The organism is Variovorax palleresanus, assembly GCF_051144945.1.
Classification (GTDB): Bacteria; Pseudomonadota; Gammaproteobacteria; order Burkholderiales; family Burkholderiaceae_C; genus Variovorax; species Variovorax paradoxus_S.
Map to the genome: position 1 here is coordinate 1,458,184 of NZ_JBJNVP010000002.1, position 18,100 is coordinate 1,476,283.

General features: G+C 66.1%; 12 protein-coding genes. 3 read left to right on the top strand and 9 right to left on the bottom strand.

From position 1 onward, the window contains the following. Positions 1–31 precede the first annotated feature (31 nt). Positions 32–1,048 (bottom strand): patatin-like phospholipase family protein, encoded by a 1,017-nt coding sequence (locus ACJ7Z0_RS10600; protein WP_431128557.1) that lies wholly within the window; start codon positions 1,046–1,048, stop codon positions 32–34. 263 nt (positions 1,049–1,311) lie between these two features. Between ACJ7Z0_RS10600 and ACJ7Z0_RS10605 the strand changes: the two genes are divergently transcribed. After that, entirely contained in the window at positions 1,312–2,949 is a 1,638-nt protein-coding gene (locus ACJ7Z0_RS10605; RefSeq protein WP_434789832.1) for an alpha-amylase family glycosyl hydrolase, read from the top strand. 4 nt (positions 2,950–2,953) lie between these two features. Here ACJ7Z0_RS10605 and ACJ7Z0_RS10610 read toward each other — a convergent pair whose 3' ends face one another. From ACJ7Z0_RS10610 to ACJ7Z0_RS10625, 4 genes are read right to left on the bottom strand one after another with little or no spacing between them, the layout of a single operon-like run. Continuing rightward, positions 2,954–5,233, bottom strand: coding sequence for a CocE/NonD family hydrolase (locus ACJ7Z0_RS10610; RefSeq protein ID WP_434789833.1), 2,280 nt, complete (start codon positions 5,231–5,233; stop codon positions 2,954–2,956). Then, complete coding sequence (locus ACJ7Z0_RS10615; RefSeq protein ID WP_434789834.1) at positions 5,230–6,990, bottom strand: ABC transporter ATP-binding protein/permease; 1,761 nt, start codon at positions 6,988–6,990, stop codon at positions 5,230–5,232. Before ACJ7Z0_RS10615 ends, ACJ7Z0_RS10610 begins: the two co-directional genes overlap by 4 nt. After that, positions 6,987–8,417, bottom strand: a complete 1,431-nt coding sequence (locus ACJ7Z0_RS10620; RefSeq protein WP_434789835.1) for a glycoside hydrolase family 15 protein — start codon at positions 8,415–8,417, stop codon at positions 6,987–6,989. Before ACJ7Z0_RS10620 ends, ACJ7Z0_RS10615 begins: the two co-directional genes overlap by 4 nt. After that, positions 8,414–9,709, bottom strand: a complete 1,296-nt coding sequence (locus tag ACJ7Z0_RS10625; protein ID WP_434789836.1) for a glucoamylase family protein — start codon at positions 9,707–9,709, stop codon at positions 8,414–8,416. The genes ACJ7Z0_RS10620 and ACJ7Z0_RS10625 overlap by 4 nt, the downstream gene beginning before the upstream one ends. A gap of 132 nt (positions 9,710–9,841) precedes the next feature. Between ACJ7Z0_RS10625 and ACJ7Z0_RS10630 the strand changes: the two genes are divergently transcribed. Together ACJ7Z0_RS10630 and ACJ7Z0_RS10635 are read left to right on the top strand one after the other, a co-directional pair. Further along, positions 9,842–11,989, top strand: coding sequence for a glycoside hydrolase family 3 N-terminal domain-containing protein (locus tag ACJ7Z0_RS10630; protein WP_434789837.1), 2,148 nt, complete (start codon positions 9,842–9,844; stop codon positions 11,987–11,989). A 776-nt stretch (positions 11,990–12,765) separates the two neighbouring features. After that, the gene (locus ACJ7Z0_RS10635; protein WP_434789838.1) at positions 12,766–13,731 is read left to right on the top strand and encodes a hypothetical protein; all 966 of its coding nucleotides are present in this window, start codon (positions 12,766–12,768) and stop codon (positions 13,729–13,731) included. Positions 13,732–13,994: 263 nt separating this feature from the next. Here the strand turns inward: ACJ7Z0_RS10635 and ACJ7Z0_RS10640 are convergent, their stop codons facing one another. The 4 genes from ACJ7Z0_RS10640 to ACJ7Z0_RS10655 are packed head-to-tail and all read right to left on the bottom strand — an operon-like array spanning position 13,995 to position 18,064. Next, positions 13,995–14,639, bottom strand: a complete 645-nt coding sequence (locus ACJ7Z0_RS10640) for a response regulator (RefSeq protein ID WP_431128531.1) — start codon at positions 14,637–14,639, stop codon at positions 13,995–13,997. 4 nt (positions 14,640–14,643) lie between these two features. Next, on the bottom strand, positions 14,644–16,008 hold the full coding sequence (locus ACJ7Z0_RS10645) for a cache domain-containing protein (RefSeq protein ID WP_434789839.1): 1,365 nt from the start codon (positions 16,006–16,008) through the stop codon (positions 14,644–14,646). Positions 16,009–16,065: 57 nt separating this feature from the next. Beyond that, complete coding sequence (locus ACJ7Z0_RS10650) at positions 16,066–17,004, bottom strand: VTT domain-containing protein (protein WP_434789840.1); 939 nt, start codon at positions 17,002–17,004, stop codon at positions 16,066–16,068. Positions 17,005–17,053: 49 nt separating this feature from the next. Beyond that, positions 17,054–18,064, bottom strand: a complete 1,011-nt coding sequence (locus ACJ7Z0_RS10655; protein ID WP_434789841.1) for an aldo/keto reductase — start codon at positions 18,062–18,064, stop codon at positions 17,054–17,056. Positions 18,065–18,100: the final 36 nt, after the last annotated feature.

Below are 18,100 nucleotides of genomic sequence, written 5' to 3' on the forward strand. Positions count from 1 at the left end.
GCTGCACGTCAGCGGGTCAGGATGTGCTCGCTCACGTCCAGTTCTGCTGCACCCAGCTGCGCACCGCCGCCCACTCGGACGAGGTCTCTATGTAGTTCAGCGTCGCGCTCACCAATTCGCCTACGTTCTTGTAGTCGTCCAGACCGAACGGCTGGCTCAGCGGCACGTTGCCGCGCATGTAGTTGCTGCCGAGCAGTTGCTGGGCCTGGATCGCCGCCAACTCCGCGGTGGCGTCCATGGTGAGGTTGAGCAGCGCCGTGGCCGGCACCGTGCCATCGCTGAACGGCCACAGCCAATGCGTGACGCCCCAGTCCAGCGGATTGGACACGGAGCTGGGCGGCACGCCCACCGGATTGGCGCCGGTGCCCAGCGACAGCATCACGATGTCCGACGTGGCGGTGGCGTAGCCCTGGTAGATCGCTTCCACGATCGCCGTCATCGAGGGGTTGTTGGCGAAAGTGCCGCCGTCGGCAAAGTAGCCGAAGTCACCCACCTGGTACGGCGGGAAGTACGTCGGCGCGGCCGAGGTGGCCAGCGCGGCGTCCACCATGCTGATGTCACGGTAGGTGTTGCTCTGGCCGTTGGAGATGGTGCACGGCGCCCAACTGTTGTCGCTCGCATCCCATAGCCGCGCGGAGTTGACGGCCACGAAGCGGCTCGCCGACGACAACGCGCCGGTACCCACCAGCTTCTGGGCGACCGCCTGCAAGCCGGTGTTGACGTACTGGCATCTGAAGATGCCCGGGCCGCTGCCCAGCAGTTCTTCCGTCGACTGCGCCGGCGCACGGTCCTGTTGCTTGGCCTCTGCGCCCAGCAACCAGCCGTTGGGCTCGAAGATCGTGGCTCCTTCGTTCTGGTAGAGATTGACGATGGCGTCGATGCCCACATTGCTCACCAGGCCCAGCGAGATCAGGCCACCAGTGGAAGTGCCGGCGAAACCGTCTGCGTTTTGGACGATGCCGAAGCTTCGGTCCAGGTCCTGGATCAGCAGCGCCGTGATGACGCCGCGAATGCCGCCGCCGTCGCAGCAGAGAATCTTGAAAGACATGGCTGTGCTCCTTGCTTGAGTGGATAGATGAGAAATGCGCGCTCGTCCCCGACGTGACGGGGATGCCCATCGCCGCCCACGCCGGAAACCGAACCTGAGCACTGTGGCGCCTCTTCATGCGCCAGTCCATTTCACTTCATTACAGGCCGGTTCTGGCCGGTGCTACACGACCGTCTGCAAAGGTATTGGCCGCAGCGTGGTGCTGCCCTGCATACTTTCTGGAGACAATGGACCCGGTCGAAACCGAGCATGAGGGGATCAAGATGTCAGCCGACGACTGGTGGAAGTGCGGAATCGTCTATCAGGTCTACCCGCGTTCGTTCCAGGACAGCAACGGCGATGGCATCGGAGATCTGGGCGGAATCCGCGCCCGGCTGGATCATCTGGTCTCGCTCGGCGTCGATGCCGTCTGGATCTCGCCGATCTATCCCTCGCCGATGGCCGACTTCGGGTACGACATTTCCGATTTTTGCGACATCGATCCGCGCTTCGGCACGCTGGACGGCTTCGATGCGCTGGTGCAGGAGGCCCATGCGAGAGGGCTCAAGCTCATCCTGGACTTCGTGCCCAACCACACGTCGGACCGTCATCCGTGGTTCGTGCAGAGCCGCAGCGCACGCAGCGATCCGCGACGCGACTGGTACATCTGGCGCGACCCGGCGCCGGACGGCGGGCCGCCCAACAACTGGCTCAGCAATTTCGGCGGCCCGGCCTGGTCCTTCGATCCGGCCACGGGCCAGTACTACGGCCATTCGTTCCTGAAGGAGCAGCCCGACCTCAACTGGCGCAACCCCGAAGTGCGAGCCGCGATGTACGAGGTGCTGCGCTTCTGGCTTCGGCGCGGCGTCGACGGATTCCGCGTCGACGTGCTCTCTCAAATCATCAAGGACGCGCAGTTCCGCGACAACCCGCCGAATCCGTACTTCGCCCCGGGCCAGGACCCATTTTTTCGCTGGTTGATGCTCTACAACACGGACCTGCCGGAGGTGCAGCCGATCGTGGCCGAGATGCGCCGCGTGGTCGACGCGTTCAGCGACACACGCTCATCGCGCGTGCTGATCGGCGAGCTCTACCTGCCGCTCCCGCGCCTGGTCGCCTACTACGGACTCAACGCCGAAGGTGTGCTCGAAGGCGTGCAACTGCCGTTCAACTTTCAGCTGATTGCGACCGAGTGGCAGGCGGCGCGCATCGACCGCTTTGTGCGCGACTACGAAGCCGCCTTGCCCGCCGGCGCCCAGCCGAATTGGGTGCTGGGCAACCACGACAGATCCCGCATTGCGAGCCGCGTCGGGCCACAGATGGCGCGGCTCGCGGCCATGCTGCTGCTCACACTGCGCGGCACGCCGACGCTCTACTACGGCGACGAGATCGGTATGACGGACGTCCCCATTCCCGCCGATGAAGTGCAGGACCCGTTCGAAAAGAACAAGCCTGGCATGGGCCTGGGTCGCGACCCGGAGCGAACACCCATGCAGTGGAGTGCCGGAGAGCACGCGGGCTTCACGACCGGTACGCCGTGGCTGCGCCTGGCAGCCGACTGGCCCATGAACAACGTGGAAGCGCAATCACGCGACGCGGGGTCGATGCTGGCGCTCTACCGGCGCCTCATCGCGTTGCGCCGCGCGCAGCCTGCGCTGAACCGAGGCAACTATGAAGCGCTTGAAACCGAGGGCGAGGTGCTCGCCTATGCGCGCAACGGCGAAGGACAGCGGCTGGTGGTGCTCCTCAACTTCGGCGCTACCCCGGCGCCGATTTCGCCGGCGTTGATGCCGCGCCAGCCGATCGTGCTGGCATCGACCGATCCTGCTCGCGCCGAGTTCATCGAGGGTCCCCTGGTGCTGGCGCCTCACGAAGGCGTCGTTATCGGCACCGTGAACGACAAGGGTCCGCCGACACGATGAGCAATCAAGACTTGCCGGTATGGATCTCGACGTAGCTGCGCGCATGCCAGCGCACGCGCACGGGCCACTTTGCGTCGGCGATGGTTTCCGAATTCACGTCCTTGCCGCTGCCGTAGTTGATCTGCCGATCGGGTCTTCTGTTGAGGCTGATCAGCAGCACGATGCGGCTGCCCGCCGCAAGCCTGCGAGCCGTCACGCGTTCGGTGGTGAACGAAAGCAGCTGACGCTCGCCGGCCCGAAGAAGCCGGCGACGCACGCGATGGCCGGCGTAGCTGGCGCGAAAGTCGTAGGGATCGAACAGCAGTTGATACTCGCCGCTTTCCGTCTGCTCATACAGCGAGATGTTGAAGTCCACGTCCTGCCGCGAGGGCGTGATGTCGAACATGCCGTGCAGGCTGCCAAAGATCTCGGTGTCCTCCGGGAGCGGATCACTGACAAAGCTGATGCTGTTGCGCATCGGCAGTTGCTTCACACGCAGCACGTCCGGCCACGGGATGCGCACGTCACGCCGATCGGCAAGATCGACCGACAGCCGCGCGCTGCCACCGCCTTCAGACGGCGACGGCAACAGGCGGTGCGGTTCGTCGCGCTCGCGAGTGTCGAGGTAAAGGCGCAGCGGGGTGCGCTGCGGCGCGTCCAGCGTCGGCACATGGCGCCACTGGTCCGCGCCCATCACCTGGTAGTTGATGCGATCCACCAGCAGAGAAGGCTTGTTCGCGCCCTTCAGGATGTGGTCGATCCATTGCAAGCGTAGCTCGGGCAGGTCGACGCGTGCGACGGAGTCCAGCGTGTGGCCGCGCAGCGTAGCCGCCGTACCGAGCCGGATCGAGGCCGCGTCGTAGGGGCCGAGCAGCAGCGTCGTATCGGCCTCTGGCCGGTTGCGAAGATGCTCGTGATGGAAGTAGAGCGCGCCGGCGTCTGCGCCGTAGTAGCCGGCAAAGCTGAGCACCGGGATGTCGATTCGCGCAAACTGCTCCGCCGACGGCAAGAACTTCTGCCAGTAGCGATCGTGGCTGGGGTGCGTCAGCCAGGTGCGGATCAGCCTGCTGCGCTTGCCAATCAGGACGCGGTCGATGTCCCAGTAAGGGCGATTGCCTCGATACCAGCGCGCGTCGAGTGCCTGCCACATCGTGTCCGGGTCGGCGTCGGCGTCGACACCGGCCCGCAGGGGCTCGGCATTCGCGTGCTCCTGCGCCCAGCGGACCATGGCGTTGCGGAAGATCTGCCCGGCCATCGGAAAGTCGATGCCCGGCGCCATCGGCGCGATCGTGGCGATGGCCTTGAGTGCCGCCGGTCTCAAGCGGGCGGCGGCCCAGGCGGCGTAGCCGGAGTAGCCGTCGCCGAGCATGCAGACGCGGCCGTCGCTCCACGCCTGCCGGGCAATCCAGTCGATGACGGCGGCGGCGTCTTCGCCGTCGCGGATGAACGGCCACACGGCGCCCTTACCGTCGGGCGTGCGTCCGCGCACGTACGCCGTGACGCCGACATAGCCTTTGACGGCGCTGCGCTGGGCGTCGTCCTCGGCGGGATCGAGCGTGAAGCGCAGCAGCGTCGGCAGAGCGTCAGTCGTGCGGCCGGGCCGAACCAGGCTCGCGAAGATGACACCCCCGCGCACGGGAATCCTGACGTCGGCCTCCGCCACGTAGCGGGCGCGGTTTTCCGCCGCGAACAATTCGGGCAGCAGCGCACCGAAGCTGCGACGCGACTGGTACGAATGCCAGGTTCGCACGAGCGCCAGAGCATCGGCCTCCGGGAGGCTGCCCTTCGCGCGCCAGAGATCGAAAGCTCGACGCAGCGGCTCTCTGTATACCGCCGGCGGAATTTCGAGCCGCGCCATGATGGCCTGGGCTTGCGCGTTGTCGAGCGGCGACACCAGTTCCCGGAACGAGCGCGCGTAGGCTTCGGCGAAGCCGAGTCCCCCCGCTTCGAGCGTGCGCGCATGCGCATAGATGCCATCGAGGATCGCACGCTGGACCAGGTCGTCGAACGGCTTGCCTTTACGGCGGCTGCGCAGGGACCCGCTGCTGTCGGAGGCTGCACGGTAGGCGCCGCTGACGATCTGCAGAGCGGTCAGGTTGGCCAGGAAGACATCGGTGTCCGCCTCTTGGTACACCGGCAAGATGCGCTGGGCCAGATCCCGCATCAACTCCGCCGCCGTGGCATCGTCAGGATCGCGAGGGGGCCGGAAGCCGAAATCCGCTCCCCAAGCCCACGCGGGCAGCGCAAGAATCACGCGCGTGAGGGCGCGGCGCACACGACTGACGGTCGACTCGCGGTGTCTCATGGTCGCTGCTCCTGGGGCACGGCGTTTGGCGCTTTGACCAGATGCACCACCTGCGTGAACAGCCGGTCGTGCGCTTCTCCGGCCGAGCCTATGTGGACGATGCCCGTGTGCGTGAGCTTGCCCAGCAGGTCGATGATGAGTTCGAGCGTGTCGTCGTCGAACGCGCCGAAGGCTTCGTCCATCACCAGCCAGGGCGGTGCCTGCAGCACCACGCGGGCGAAGCCCAGGCGCAACTGCTCGTCCATGCTGAGCTCGCTCTCCCAGCGACCCGTCTTGTTCAGCAAGGGCTCCAGGCGCTGGAGGCCCACACTCGCCAGTGCGGCCACCGTGGCTTCTCTCGGGTAGCTCGACGGTTCCATTGGGTACGACAGCACTTCGGCCAGCGTGCCGCGGGGAATGTAGGGCGTGCCGCGCGGCATGTAGTGGATCGTCTCCCCGGCGGGCCGGCGCACGATGCCGGAGCCCCAGGGCCAGAGGCCCGCGAGCGCCCGAAACAGCAAAGTCTTCTCGGTGCCCGGCGTGCCGAGGATCAAGACGCGCTGACCCCGGTGCACGACGAGACCCGGAGCGTCCAGCCGATCATGGCCGCTCCAGGAGCGAACCTCGAGCGCTTCGATCGCGAGCGCCCCGGCTTCGCCCTCCTCATAGGCGATGCGGCTGCCGCCTGTTTGTGCCTCCAGATCGGACGCCAGCATCCGGCGCAAGTCGGCAACGCGCAGCAGCGTGGCGCGCCAGTCGGCAATGATGCTGAAGTTGTCGACGAACCAGCGCAGCGACGACTGTGCCTGCGTGAAGGCCGCGGCGGCCATCATCAAGCCGCCGAACGAAACCTTCCCCGAGAAGTACAGGGGTGCGGCCACCAGCGTCGGCGCGATGATGGTGACCCAGCCGAAGCCCGCGGTGACCCAGGTCAGGTTGGTCAGCCCGAGCACCACGCGCGACGTGGCGTGCAAGACGTCGCCCAAATGCATGGCAACGCGGCGCTTCTCGTCGGCCTCGCCCGCAGCCAGTGAGATACCGTCGAGATGCTCGTTGATGCGCGTCAGCGAGAAGCGCAATTCGCCTTCACGCGCGTAGCGCTCTGCGTTGCGCGAGATCAGGCCGTTGCCGACCCAGTAGGTGACCAGGGAGCCGGCGACCGCATAGGCAATGGCCGCCCACAACATGAAGCCCGGCAACACATGGTCCTTGCCGTCGAAGAAGAGGCTGAAGTCCTTGGAGATGACCCACAGCACGCTCGCAAAGCTGCCGAACAGCATCGCTGCCTGCAACAGACCCACGCCAAGGGCGACCGACAGATCGCACAGCTTCAGCGCGTCGTCGTGCATGCGCTGATCCGGATGGGCCCCCATCGGGCCGCTGGCCTGGAGCCAGAACGCCCGGCGCGGCTGCAGCCACAGCCCCACGAGATCATTGACCACGGCCTCACGCAGCTTCAGCTGCAAGGTTTCGCCCAGCCACCTCTGCGCGACGTTCAAGACCAGCAGCGCGCCCGCAATGACCGCGAAGACGCCTACCTGCACGACGAATTCGCTCAGGTCGCGACGCGAGATCGCATCGTAGAACGGCTTGTTCCAGCTATTGAGCTCGATCTGCCCATACGCCGTGAGCGCAACGACCACGACGATCGCGCCCATCAGCGCGACAAGCGTTTTCGCGACCGGGGACACGCGCAAGGCGCCGAGCAACTCGCTGACCTGACGAAAGAAACCGGTCTTCGCAGCCGGCTCGGCACGGTTCTCTGGCCTTGCGCTCATCGCCCCCGCTGCGCCTGACAAGCGGCGGCCGCGAGGCGGCGCGCCGAGACACACGAAATGAACGCGGCGTGGCTCCAGGCCAGTTGCTTGGCCGAGGTCTGCGCGCCGCTGCGCTGGTCGAACTGTTCCGACAGATCACCACCGGCCGGTGTGTATGCGCGTACGGTGGCGAGGTAGGCGTCACCGCGCCCCATCCACTGGTTCCAATGGCGTGCATCGCCGCCCATCGCCGCCGCGGCGCGGAAACAGAACTCGGCGGCGCCGAGCGTCGAGAAGTAGTACGCGCCGCCCGAGTAGTACACGTCGCCGGCGTACCGGCCCATCGCCGCGCCACGGCCTGCGCCGCGGCCATGGTTGATTGGATAGGCTGCATCGAACAGCGCGTCGAGGCGCTCCAGCGTGGCCTGCATACGCGGATCGGCCGGTCCATGCACGGCCTCGGTGCCGAGGCTGCCGAGGCTGTGGATCGCCGACAGGATCACCGCGATGTCCAGCGCCTTCGGACTGGGCAGGCCGTCCGCCAGCACGCGTGAACGGTAGTAGCCGCGCGTCGAGTCGCGATCGCCTGACTGCTCGCCTCGCTCGTCTCGTTCATCCACCCAGTAGTCGTCGAGCAGGCGCCGCACGGCCCCAGACTCCTCCCGGCAGCGCTGCGCCTGCGCCGTGTCGCCCAAGCCCTCCAGCCATGCCGCGCCTTCGGCCAGCGCGGCCCCTGCGACGCGCAGTGTGTAGTAGTGGTGGCCGAGTTCTTCCTCCCAGATGTCGTATGACGGCTCGCGCCAGTGACGCAGCGTGAAGTCGATGTCGAAACGGATCAGCGGCGTGATCTCCGCCAGCAGGGCCGCGTCGAGGTGCCCGCCGGCCACCCAGCGCAGCAGCGCCAACGCGCGCAATGGAGGCCCGTCGTGCTGGGGTCGCGCCCATTGGAGGACATCGAGCGTGCCGTCGGGGTTCACCCTCGTTTCGGCGACGACGGCATCGCCGTGGACGCTCGCGAGGTCATGGTCCTCGCGCAGATACTGCAGGAGTTCGGGGGCCGCGCGCGCTCTGCGGTCCTGCTCCGCGGCAACCGCGCGGCCGTCGAGCCCGTTCACGGCAATGCTGAAGCGGATGAAATCGCGCAGATGCTGCAGGGCTTCGTCGCCGACGCGCCCTTCGGCGTAGAGCAGGCGCAGTGCATCGATGACGACGGCGGAATCGCGGAACCAATGAAAGAAGTAGTCCGGGTCCGGGTTGTAGTCGGCGAGCACGGGCGAAGCGACGATGGCGCCGACTATCGGCCGTATGGTCTGGCCGAAGCCCGGCCGATGCTTGACGGTCGACACCGGCGAGATGCTGGACAGCATCGCCGTCGCCGAATGGCGCAGCTGTGTTTCGAGCCAGGACTCGAACGCCGGGTCTTCCAGGCTCGCCACGCTGAAGGTCACGGTGCGGGCGACCCGAGACGCGGGCTGCTGAAGTCCAGGCGCCGCAGCCCGGCCTGCACTTCGGGCACGCTCATGAACAGTTTCCACAGAAGGCCCGTGCGATGGTTCTCCATCATCACGACGATGGGGCCTTGATCGATCGCAAGATAGGTGTCTGCGAACCAGTCTCGCTGCTCGCAGAACGCATCGACGAAGCCGTAGTCTCTCCACAACCGCTCGCCATGCACGCTGAGGAAATGCCGCACCACCTTCATCACCTCGGCCGGCGCGTACGGCAGGCTGGCCAGTGCGGCCGTCGGCGAAATGGTGCCGTTGTCGATGTCCGGAGCGTGCGCGAGGTAGCCGTAGGGGTCGTCGCTGGCGGTCAGGCCCCAGCACGATTCGCCGTAGCCCGCGTGGCCCTGGGGGTTGGCGAGGCAGTGGGCACGGTTGATCTGGACGTGGCGGCAGTTCAGATCCCAATACTCGGCGTAGCGATCCTTCAAGCCGCGCGGATCGAGGCCGCAGAACGAGTAATGCGTGAAGAACAGCGGGCCGCCGTAAGGCATGCCAAGCGGAATCTCGATGCCGTAGTACGACTGGCCGTTGAGGAAGCCTTCGCCCGCCGCGAAGCCGCGGTGGTACACCCGCGGATCGATCGCATGGCGGGGCGCGGCCGCGGCCAGCACGTAGGTGATGAGGCACTCGTTCCAGCCGCGCACTTCATGGTTCATTGCCCAGCCGTGTTTCGGGCTCCAGTGCCAGTACAGCACGTCCTGCCCGCCCTGAGTGAACCAGTTCCATTCGACCTCGTGCCACAGCGTGTCGAAGTCCGCGCGCAACCGGCGCGCCATGGCCGTGTCCTCGCTGAAATACTGGCGCGCACAGAGCAGGCCCATGCAGAGGAACGAGGTCTCGACCAGATCGCCCGCATCGTCCTTGGGGCTCATCGGGATCGTCTCGCCGCTCGCCCCGTCCATGAAGTGCGGGAAGGCGCCGTGGTAGCGCTTGGCGCGAAAGAGGGCGTCGCGCATGCGCCCCAGGCGCTCCAGCGCTGCGTCCCGCGTGACCCATCCGCGCTCCACCGCGACGATCAAGGCCATGATGCCGAAGCCCGTGCCGCCGATCGCCACCCTCTCGTCCGCCAGGTCTTCGCCCGTGGCGCCGACGAGCGTGCGGCGGTCGAGCGCCAGGCCGCTGGCGGCATCCGCACCATCCCAGAAATAGCGGAAGGTCTGCCGCTGCACGGCGTCGATCAAGGCTTCATCGGGCAGGGCTGCCAGTGCCCTCGGGTTCCTGTCATCCTTCAGCACGAACGGCTCCTTTCGTTGTCGTCTCGGTAACACGTTTGGTTTCACCGAATTGTCGGCAGCGCAACGCGGCCGAGGGCTCTCCGCCCGCAGCATGCCATCATTAAGGCCCTTGGGTTCTATTCGAAATCCCTGATGAGCCGCATCGATACCCTCATGGCCCGGATGACGCTAGCCGAAAAGCTGGGTCAACTGACGATGACTGCCTCCAGCTACACGGTCACCGGGCCGGTGCTCGCGGGGGACTCCACGCAGTCGATCATCGACGGCACCGTCGGCAATCTGCTGAACATGGTCGGCGCAGGCCCCACGCACGAGATGCAGCGGCTGGCCGTCGAGAAGTCTCGGCTTGGCATTCCGCTCTTGATCGGCCTGGACATCATTCACGGCCATCGCACGCTCTTTCCGATTCCGCTTGCGGAGGCCGGCACCTTCGACCAAGACCTCTGGGAGCGCACTGCGCGCGAGGCTGCGCGCGAAGCCTCCGCCGACGGCCTGGCCATGACTTTCGCGCCGATGCTCGATGTATCGCGCGATCCCCGCTGGGGCCGCACCGCGGAAGGGCCCGGCGAAGACCCTTGGCTGAACGCACGCATCGCACAGGCCAAGGTGCGCGGTTTCCAGGGGACCGACCTGTCATCGGCCGATTCGCTGGCCGCCTGTGCGAAGCATTTCGTCGCGTACGGCGCAGTCAACGCGGGGCGGGAGTACGCCGCCGTGGACATCTCCGAGCGCAACTTGCGCGAGGTGCATCTGCCGGGCTTCGCAGCAGCGGTCCGCGCCGGCGTCGCGACGCTGATGCCCGCCTTTACCGATCTCAACGGCGTGCCGATGACGGCGCACATCCCTTTGCTGCGCGACTGGCTGCGCGGCGAGATGGGCTGGGACGGCGTCATCGTCAGCGACTACAACGCGATCGCGGAATTGATCAAGCACGGCGTCGCGGCCGATCTCGCCGATGCCGCGGTGCTGGCGCTGAAGGCCGGCGTCGACATCGACATGATGGCCGACGCGTATCGCAAGGGTCTGCCCATCGCGCTCGAGCAGGGACGGGTGACGATCGAAGAGATCGACGCGAGCGTGCGCCGCGTGTTGCGGCTCAAGGAGCAGCTCGGCCTGTTCGACGACCCCTACCGCCGCGGCGCGACAACACCGGAGCCCGCGGCGGTTGTCGCCGAGCGGCACACGCTGTCGCGCGACGCCGGGCGCAAGGCCATCGTCATGCTGAGGAACGAGCGGGACACCCTCCCCTTGCCTGCTGCACCGAAGGCACTGTGTGTCATCGGCCCGCTGGCCGACGCCAGCACCGAGATGAAAGGCCCATGGTGGGGTGCCGGCGAACACGAGCCGGCCGTCAGCGTGCTTGCCGGCTTGCGCGCCGCGCTGCCGCAGACCGACATACGCCATGCACCCGGCGTCGCCATCGAGGGCGGCGACGACAGCGGCATCGAAGCCGCCACCCTGCTGTGCGACGGCGCCGACGCCGTCCTGCTGTGCCTGGGCGAACGTGCCACGATGAGTGGCGAGGCGGCGAGCCGCGCCACGCCCGCGCTTCCCGGCCGGCAACAGGCTCTGGCCGAAGCGGTGACGGCACGTGCACATGCGCTCGGCATTCCCGTCATCGCAATCTTGTTCTCGGGCCGCCCGCTCGTCGTTCCCTGGCTGGCCGAACACGCCGATGCGCTGCTGGCTGCGTGGTTCCTCGGCATCGAAGCCGGCCATGCGATCGCCGACGTGGTCACGGGCCGGGCAACGCCTGGCGGTCGCACGCCGATGAGCTGGCCGCGCGCCGTGGGGCAGGTGCCGATCTACTTCGGCCAGCGTCCCACCGGTCGGCCGATCAACCCTGCCGACTACTTCACGAGCAAGTACCAGGACGTCGAGAATACGCCGCTGTATGCCTTCGGCCACGGCTTGACTTACGGCCGGTTTTTATACGACGAGCTTCAGGTTGAGCCGCGGCGCATGCGCGAGCAGGACACGCTGAAGATCAGCGTCAGACTGCGTAACGTTGGCGCGCGCGAGGCTGAAGAGACTGTCTTCCTGTTCGTTCGCGGCAAGCTGAGCCGCGTCACCCGGCCGTTGCTGGAACTCAAGGGCTACGCCAAGCTGCGGTTGATGCCTGGCGAGGCCGGCTCGGTGAGCCTGGAGCTGCCGGCGGCCGAGTTGCGCTACCTCGGGCCGGACCTGCAGCCCTTGTTCGAGGCGGGCGAAGTCGAGATCCTCGTCGGCCCGAGTGCCGAGGAATCAGGGTTGCTGCGCCAGAGCATCGAGTTGTGTTGAAACCCTGCGGATTTCATCGACGATGCCGGCGAAGGTCTAGTTCCGAAGGTAGACCGGCCGTTCGTGAAGAAAAGTGCCACTGCCTGCAATCGTCAGCCGCCGACATTCGACGGGGGCGAAGGCGAAGGGCGGCAACCAGTCTGGAGCGGGCATGCCTGAAGGGCGGCTAACGCGGCAAGAGCGGTCGGTGGACTTATGCTCGTGTACTACCGTAGTCGGCCAGAAGCCGCCACTCGGCAATGTCAGTTTTCGAGAAGTCTGTCATGATCAATCGGCTGCCGCTTTTGTCTGAAAGATGCGCTCCAAACGAGTCTTGCCGATTTGCCAAATCATTTCGAGGCGCACCCCGATGGTTTGATTGTCGACACCACCCAATGGTGGGAGGAACACTGAGAAAGCCTCTCAAGTCACTTCCGCCAAGTAGTTGATTCTCAAGGAATCTTCAGTGTGACTTTCGGGCGATTTGCGGGCGCGGCCGATTACTTCGCTAACCCTTCCATCGAGCGGACACTCAACGGGCTACGCCCGGCGCCTGCCGCTCATGTCAAACGCAATGTCTGAACGCACCAAGTGGCGGCGGCCGTCAGTTCCGGGAGCATGCGTTGTCCTGGCATACCTCTTTCTGACGTCGTGCAGCTATGCACCCAGGGTTCCCGCTGCAGGCGACCTGTTCGGACAACACGTTAGAACGACCGTGGATTCAGAAGTGGCGCGTTACTACCTGGAAAACTACCTGCAGGGCGAAGACGAGAACCACGCTCTGAGTGGCAGGATAGATGCTCTGCATCGCAGAGTATGTTCGATCCCCGCCGTCGAGAGAGGATCTCAGCGCACTTTCGCGGGTGTTCTCGGTTGATTTCGCAGCATTGTTCCTCGCGCACCGGCTCCTGACCGACGAATGCAACAGGGCGCTGAACCAGTCCTTTGCGAGCTACCTCAAGTTTGAGGCCGGCGTCAACCCCGGGATCGTTTCCTCCTACGTGGTGCTCTTCGTTCCGGGCTGGGATTACGCACGGAACGGACACGTGACCGGCGCCGATTTTGCCAAGCCACGCGAGCTTGTTAGCCGATTTGGCTTGGAGAACCACTTGGTCGAACTACCTCCGACCGGTTCTGTGGAGCGGAATGCAACTGTTCTGGCTTCAGAGATTGCCAGGCGAAGCCGCTCGGGAAAAAAGATCATTCTGGCCAGCGCGAGTTCCGCCGGACCTGCCGTTCAACTTGTCCTAGGCGAGATGCTGAGCGAAAGGGACCAGGACTCGGTCAAGGCCTGGCTCAATCTCGGCGGCATCCTTCAGGGCAGCCCGCTTGTCGACTATCTTGAGGCGAGGCCGTGGCTGTTCAGCCCGATCGTCTGGCTTAAAGGGTGGGAGAAGGAGGCGATTCGCAGCATGTCTACGAGCCGGAGCAGAAGCCGCTTCGCGCGCCTGGACATGGGTTCCGGCATTCTGGTTGTCAACTACCTGGGTATTCCCCTGTCGGGACAGCTCAGTAGATTCTCGCGAGACAACTACCCGATCCTCAGCTCGGATGGGCCTAACGACGGGCTGACGATGCTTGCAGATGCGATCGCCCCGAACAGCCTGACAATTGTGGCTCTTGGAAGCGATCACTTTTTTGCCGAAGATCCGCAGATCGACGAGAAGACAGTCGCCCTGATGAAGCTGATGCTGGCCTACGTGGAGAGCGACATAACAAGCGGTTCCAGCCGATGTCCTCGCCTACGGATCGGCCACGGCTGAATCACGGCGATAGGCCCGCGGGCGGCTCAGCTCGAACGTTAGACCTCAAAGTCCACCCGGGAGGTGCTCATGCCCAATGGCGACGAGAAGATCTGTGCAAGTGTCCAAGTCCAACTTCAGACTGCTTGCGGGCTTTCCTTTACATGCTCTGAAAGGTAGCTCTGGGCCCGATTGCGACGTTCAGGCTTCGCGATCTTAGGACCGCAAACCAGTCTGAAGCAGCCTCTTGAGCAATGCATTCCTCGGCATCCGGCAGCAGCAACTCACCCGCCCCCAAACTCCCTCGCATGCTCCACCGCATACTTGATCAATTCCGCCTGCCCTTCGATCCCCAGCCGCCGCTTGATACTCTGCCGGTGCGCCTCCACCGTACGCACGCTAAGCCCCAAATCCCGCGCAATCTGCTTGCTCGATTCACCCCTGCCTAGCGCAGTGAGTATTTCGCTCTCACGCGGGGTGAGCAACGGCCTCGGCGCCTGATTGCGAAACAGCTTCTTCGACACGGCCGGGCTCAAAAAGGTGCCACCACCTGACACGGCCTCTATGGCGGCGACGATCTCGGCCGCTGGCGCGTCTTTCAGCACATAGCCGCGCGCGCCCACCTGCAGGGCCTTCTGCACGTACTCTGGGTTGTCGTACATGCTGAGCATCACCACGTGGGGCGCGGGCTGGCGTTGCAGCACCAGCGCGGCCAGGTCGATGCCGTTCATTTCTTTCATGCCGACATCCATCAGCAGCAGGTCGGGCTTGAGCGATTCGATCAAGGCCAGCGCCTCGGCTGCGCTGCCGGCCTCGCCGACGATCTCGAGATTGGGCATGGCGCCGAGCCTTGCGCGCAGGCCATCGCGCACCAGCGGATGGTCGTCGACCAGAAAGAGGCGAATGGGGGCGGCGTCTTTATTCGTCATCTGGCTACTCAGGCTTTGCGCTGCGGGTCGGCACTTCGGCCACGATGGTGGTTCCGCCTTCGCCGGATGTCACGCGGAGGCGCCCGCCGATGGACTCCATGCGTTCGCGCATGTTGCGCAGGCCAATGCCGCGCCGCGGGTCGAGCTGCATGGCGTCCACGTCAAAGCCGATGCCGTCGTCGCCAATCTCGAGCCGCACGCCTTCGTCGTCGAAAAAGCCCAGGTCGATGTGCACGCGGTGCGCCTTTGCATGCTTGCGCACGTTGGTGAGCGCCTCTTGCGTGACGCGGAAAAGTGCGGTCTTGGCTTCTTGCGAGAGTTCGTAGGCTTCGCCCTCGATCATGATCGACGCATCGATGGCGCCCTCTTCGGCAAACTCGTCGCCCAGGCGCTGGAGCGCGGCGGGCAGGCCGAGGGTGTCGAGCAACGCAGGCCGCAGGCGGTGCGAGATGCGGCGCACCTCCAGCAGCGAATCGTTGAGCCGTTGCAGCGCCTTGGCCAGTGCGGGCGGTGCGGCCTGGCTTTCGCGGTCGAGCGCTTCCACGGCGGATTCGATCAGCAGCTTGGCCGAGACCAGCGTTTGGCTGGTGCCGTCGTGCAGCTCGCGTGCAAGGTGGCCGCGCTCTTCTTCCTGCGACTGAACCACGCGCCGCGCCAACAGGCGCAGCTTGGCTTCGGCCACGCGGTGCTCGCTGAGGTTGAGCAGGAGGCCGGTGGCGCTCACCACGCCCAGGCAGAGCGCGGCAATGCCGGCAATCCAGAGCAGCGTGGTGGTGACGTTGCTGCTCATCTGGCGGTCGAGCGCCTGCATCGTCGTTTCGATGTCGTCAAGGTAAAGGCCGGTGCCGACCATCCAGTTCCAGCGCGGCAGCGCCGTGACGTAGCCGAGCTTGGGCGCCATCTGCTCGCTGGAGGGCTTGCGCCATTCGTATTCGACAAAACCGCCGCCGGCCCGCGCACCGGCAATCAGGTCCTGGATGGTGAAGCGGCCGTGGGCGTCGCGCAGGTCCCAGAGATTCTTGCCGACGAGGTCGGGCTGGCGCGAATGCATGAGCGAGCGGCCCTGCATGTCGTAGACGAAGAAGTAGCCGTCGTCGCCGTAGTCGAGCGCGGCCAGGCGGCGCAGGGCTTCGTTGCGGGTTTCGTCGTCGTCCTGGCCGGCGTCGTACAGCGGGCGCACGGTGCTCACGGCCAGGTCGACATAGCTGCGCAGTTCGCTGCGCCGCTGATCCATATAGCTTTTTTCGATGAGCGCGCGTTCGCGCCGGGCCAGGTCATGCTCCTGGTGGCGCACCGCCAGGGCCACCAGCACCAGCGCAACCAGCAGCGGTGCCACAGCCAGCGCGACGATCTTGGTGCGGAGGTTCATCGGGGGGCAAGACTACCACCGGGCGCGGCCATGAGCCCGTCGCCTGACGGCGCTCACTCAGTGCACACTGGTCGGCCGGCCCGAGGCCACCCAGGCATCGAGCCCACCGGTCAATGGCAGGGCCCGCCGCGCACCGCGCGCCAGCAGCACGCGCGCGGCCAGGGCCGCCGACACCTCGTTGGGGCAATTGCAGTAAACGACCACATCGCGCCCGCCGACGTGCGGCAGTTCGGGGTGCCGCTGCTGCAGCGACTTGAGCGTGTACGCCAGCGCGCCGGGAATGCGGCGCGGGTCGACCTGCACGCCCGCTTCGCCGCGCACGTCGATCACCAGCGGGGGCGTCTCGCTGGCCAGCAGTTCATGCAGCTCTTCCACGGTGATGCGCGGCATGCCGGTGAGCCGCATGAACGCGCGGCGGCGCCAGTAGCGCACCGCCAGCATCACGGCCAGCACCACCACCAGCGCCACGGTCGCAACGCCGCCGGCCTGGGCCAGCATGGCCAGCACGTCCTGGATCTGGTCGCGAAAGATCCAGCCCAGCCCGAGAAAAAGGCCGGTCCAGACCAGCGCGGCGCCAATGTCGAAGACGATGAAGCGCCACACCGGCATGCCCAGCGCACCGGCCATCGGTGGTGCCACCACCGAGACGCCCGGCACAAACTTGGCGGCCACCAGCGAGAGCCCGCCCCAGCGGCCGATGAGCGATTCGCCGCGCCGCACGCATGAATCGGGCGACAGCGAGATGCGGCACAGAAGGCGCATGAAGCGGTAGCCGAAGCGGCGCCCGGCATAGAACCAGGCGCCGTCGCCCAGCAGGTTGGCCAGCACCGCGGCCAGCACCACGCCCGCCACCGAGACGTTGCCGGCCGCCAGCAGCGCGCCCGACACCACCAGCACGGCGGCCGCGGGCACCGGCAATCCGAGGCGCGCGGCAAAGCTCGCCGCGAAGACGATCGCGATCGCGTTCTGCACCAGCAGCGACATCAGCTGTGCCATGGCAGCAGCAACAGCAACGCGAGGTTGGGGTTCACTCGTTTGGGGCGGCCTAGCGCGGCGCGTCGCCCTTGCGGTATTCGGCCGTGAGCTCGTCGAGCCTCTGCTTCAGCGCGGGGTCCAGCTTGTAGGCGGCCGCGGCCAGCGTGGCGTCGAGCTGCTCGGGGCGGCTGGCACCGAGCAGTGGCGCGGTGATGAGCGGGTTGGCCATGACCCAGGCCACCGCCAGCGTGGCCAGCGGCACGCCGGCTTCGTCGGCCAGCTTGTGGAGCTGTGTCACGGTGTCGAAGCTGCGCTCGTTCCAGTAGCGGTCCTGGTACATGCCGCCGGCCGTGCCGAGCGTGAAGCGGGTGTTCTCCTCGGGCGTGGCGCCGGGCTTGTACTTGCCGGTGAGCAGGCCGCCGGCCAGCGGGTTGTAGGGAATCACGCCCAGGCCCTCTTCGCCCGCCAGCGGCAGCAACTCGCGCTCGATCTCGCGGAACAGCAGGCTGTAGCGCGGCTGCACCGACACGTAGCGCGTGAGCTTGTGCAGCTCGGCCTTGCCAAGCGCGCGGGCCAGCCGGTAGGCCAGAAAGTTGGACACGCCGATGTAGCGCGCGCGGCCCGACTTGACGATGACGTCGAGCGCCTCCAGGCTCTCTTCGAGCGGCGTCTCGCGGTCGTCGCTGTGCAGCTGGTACAGGTCGACGTGGTCGGTCTGCAGCCGCTTGAGCGAGGCGTCGATGGCGTCGAGCAAGTGCTTGCGCGATGCACCCTGGTCCCAGCTGTTGGGCCCGACCTTGCCGACCGCCTTGGTCGCCACCACGAAGCGGCGGCGGCCGGTGGGGCCCTGCTTCTGCAGCCAGCGGCCGATGATTTCTTCAGTGCGGCCGGTGGTTTCGACGGTGCCGCCAAGCGGGTACACGTCGGCGGTATCGAGAAAGTTGATGCCACCCTCGGCGGCCTTGTCCAGAATGCGGTGCGACACCGCCTCGTCGGTCTGCAGGCCGAAGGTCATGGTGCCAAGCGCAAGCCGCGACACGGTAAGGCCCGTGCGGCCGAGACGGGTGGTGGGAATGCTCATGGTGGTCTCGATCGAGAGAGATGACGGAGAGGAAGG

Excerpts from the sequence above, each read along its gene's own strand:
- ACJ7Z0_RS10645 (WP_434789839.1), bottom strand. The coding sequence starts at position 16,008 with ATGAACCTCCGCACCAAGATCGTCGCGCTGGCTGTGGCACCGCTGCTG.
- ACJ7Z0_RS10615 (WP_434789834.1), bottom strand. The coding sequence starts at position 6,990 with ATGAGCGCAAGGCCAGAGAACCGTGCCGAGCCGGCTGCGAAGACCGGT.
- ACJ7Z0_RS10610 (WP_434789833.1), bottom strand. The coding sequence starts at position 5,233 with ATGAGACACCGCGAGTCGACCGTCAGTCGTGTGCGCCGCGCCCTCACG.
- ACJ7Z0_RS10605 (WP_434789832.1), top strand. The coding sequence starts at position 1,312 with ATGTCAGCCGACGACTGGTGGAAGTGCGGAATCGTCTATCAGGTCTAC.
- ACJ7Z0_RS10630 (WP_434789837.1), top strand. The coding sequence starts at position 9,842 with ATGAGCCGCATCGATACCCTCATGGCCCGGATGACGCTAGCCGAAAAG.
- ACJ7Z0_RS10640 (WP_431128531.1), bottom strand. The coding sequence starts at position 14,639 with ATGACGAATAAAGACGCCGCCCCCATTCGCCTCTTTCTGGTCGACGAC.
- ACJ7Z0_RS10635 (WP_434789838.1), top strand. The coding sequence starts at position 12,766 with ATGCTCTGCATCGCAGAGTATGTTCGATCCCCGCCGTCGAGAGAGGAT.
- ACJ7Z0_RS10600 (WP_431128557.1), bottom strand. The coding sequence starts at position 1,048 with ATGTCTTTCAAGATTCTCTGCTGCGACGGCGGCGGCATTCGCGGCGTC.
- ACJ7Z0_RS10650 (WP_434789840.1), bottom strand. The coding sequence starts at position 17,004 with ATGGCACAGCTGATGTCGCTGCTGGTGCAGAACGCGATCGCGATCGTC.
- ACJ7Z0_RS10655 (WP_434789841.1), bottom strand. The coding sequence starts at position 18,064 with ATGAGCATTCCCACCACCCGTCTCGGCCGCACGGGCCTTACCGTGTCG.